Source organism: Myxococcus vastator (assembly GCF_010894475.1).
Taxonomy (GTDB): domain Bacteria; phylum Myxococcota; class Myxococcia; order Myxococcales; family Myxococcaceae; genus Myxococcus; species Myxococcus vastator.
On sequence record NZ_JAAIYB010000721.1, the window covers coordinates 1 to 2602 of the forward strand.

The 2602-nt window shown below is 66.8% G+C and carries 1 protein-coding gene and 1 pseudogene; both read right to left on the minus strand.

What is annotated here, in order from left to right:
• A partial coding sequence (locus G4D87_RS36525; RefSeq protein ID WP_338045026.1) for a non-ribosomal peptide synthetase occupies positions 1-2286 on the minus strand: 2286 nt, incomplete at its 3' end.
• Positions 2269-2601: pseudogene (locus tag G4D87_RS40085) on the minus strand (condensation domain-containing protein); the annotation flags it as partial. The pseudogene G4D87_RS40085 and the gene G4D87_RS36525, both read right to left, overlap by 18 nt.
• Position 2602 lies beyond the last annotated feature (1 nt).

Here is a 2602-nt window from a genome sequence, read left to right on the forward strand (position 1 = left end):
GTCCGACACGATGTGGTGCATCACCAGCACCAGCACGTGCTCCTCATCCCCCTCCTTCAGCAGCGTCGCCCTCAGCAGCGGGCCCACCTCCAGGTTGAACGGACGAAGTGTCTCGAGCTCCGTTCGACGCTGGACCTCCTGGGACTTCTCCGTGCCCTGGAGTGAACTCAGGTCCACGAGCTCCAGCGCGCCCATTCCCGCAGGAGAGATGACCTGGGTGGGGACGCCTGCCTCGGAACGGAAGGTCGTGCGCAGCGACTCATGGCGGAGAACCAGCGCTTGGAAGCTCCGTTCCAGCGCGGCAACATCAAGGGCCCCCGAGAGCTTCACCGCCACGGGCACGTTGTAGAAGGCGCTGTCGGGTTCAAGCTGGTGGAGGAACCACAACCGTTGCTGCCCGAACGACAAAGGAAGCGCGCCGTCGCGTGAAGCGCGAACCAGCAGAGGACCGCTCAGCGCAACAGGGGCTCCCGAGGCACCGTCCAGCCGCCTCGCCAGCGTCTCAACAGACCGGGACTCGAAGACTGTCCGAAGTGGCAGTTCGACCCGGAAGGCCTCGCGCACGCGAGAGACCAACTGTGTTGCCAGCAACGAGTGGCCGCCCAGCTCGAAGAAGTCTTCTTCGACACTGACGCGCTCGACATTGAGCACCTCGCTGAAGAGGGACGCCAGCTTCTCCTCTGTCGGTGTCCGTGGCGCCTCGAAGTGCGCTGGCTTCTGGCTGTGTGTCTCCGGGGCGGGCAGTGCCTTGCGGTCCACCTTCCCGTTGGGCGTCAGCGGCAGCGACTCCAGCACCACGTACGCCGACGGCACCATGTACTCCGGCAGCCGCTGCTTCATGTGGCTTCTCAGCGCACCCGCGTCCAGCGAGGCAGCGTCCCGGGCCGTCACGTAGGCCACCAGTCGCTTGCCTTCACTCCCGTCATCGCGGGCCACCACCACTGCTTCGTTGACGCCACTGTGCTGGGCCAGCGCCGCTTCCACTTCGCCCAGCTCGATGCGGTAACCACGCACCTTCACCTGCGTGTCCGCGCGGCCCAGGAACTCCAACGTCCCGTTCCCCAGCCACCGCACCACGTCGCCCGTGCGGTACAGCCGCGCTCCCTCACCGTATGGGCTCGGTACGAAGCGCTCCGCCGTCAGCTCCGGACGTCCCACGTACCCCACTGCCAGTCCGTCTCCGCCCACGTACAGCTCACCCGGCACGCCCACCGGCACTGGACGCATTGCACCGTTCAGCACGTAGGCCACCGTGTTCTTCACCGGCCGGCCGATGGATACCGACGCCCCGACTTCCTCGGGCTTCTCCATCCGGTACGTGCTGGAGAACGTCGTGTTCTCCGTCGGGCCGTACCCGTTGATGAGCACGCCGCCCGCTGCCAGCCGCTCCTTCACGCGCGACACCGGCAAGGCGTCGCCACCCGCCAGCAACTGACGGACACTGGCCAGGGCCTTCGGCTGCCGCGCCTGCATCTGCTCGAAGAGCGCCGCCGTCAGCCACAGCGAAGTCACCCCCGAAGACTCCAGCTTCCGCCCCAACTCCTCTAGCGACGGCGTCCCCGCCGGGTACACCACCAGCTTCGCGCCGTGCAGCAGCGCGCCCCACACCTCCAACGTCGATGCGTCGAAGGAGATGGGCGCCAACTGCAGCCACACCTCCTCCGGCCCGAAGTGTGCGAAGTCCGTTCCCATCACCAGGCGCGACACCGCTCGGTGCGGCACGCCCACGCCCTTCGGCTTCCCCGTGCTTCCCGACGTGAACAACACGTACGCCAGGTTGCCCCCGCTCACATTGGCGCTCGAAGTGCTCACGGGTTGGTGGGCAATCTGCGTCTCCCACTCCGTGTCCACACACACCCTGGACTCGGTGCCGGATCGCCCCATGGACTCAAGCAAGTGCTGCTGCCCCACCAGCAGCGTGACGCCCGCCTCTTGCTTCATCCACGCCAGCCGCTCCAGCGGGTAGCTGGCATCCAGCGGGACGTACACGCCTCCCGCCTTCAGGATGCCCAGCACGCTCACCACCAGCTCCAGTGAGCGCTCCACGCACAAGCCCACCCGCACCTCTGGCCCCACGCCCATGCCCTTCAGATGGTGTGCCAACTGGTTCGCGCGCCGGTTCAACTCCACGTACGTCAGTTGCTGGTCCTCGTACTCCACCGCCACCGCGTCTGGCGTCCGCTGCGCCTGTGCTTCAAACAACTGCGCCAGCGACATCTCCCGTGGGTAATGCGCAGCCGTCCCGCTCCACTCCTTCAGCAGCCGCTGCTGCTGCTCACTGCTCATCAGCGACAGCTCGCTCAGCCGCGTCTCAGGCCGAGCGACGGCTGCCTCCAACAGCACCCGAAGATGCTCCAGCAGCCGCTCCATCGTCTCGGCTTCGAACAGGTCGCTGTTGAACTCGAGGCCGCCAGAAAGGCCCTCATCCGTCTCACTCAACCCGAGCGTCAAATCGAACTTCGACGTCTTCCCGGACGACTCGGCCGCCTCCAGCTTCAGCCCCGGCAGGCTCACCGCACCGCCCGGCGCGTTCTGCAGCACCAACATCACCTGGAACAGCGGGCTGCGGCTCAAGTCCCGCTCCGGCTGCAGCTCCTCCACC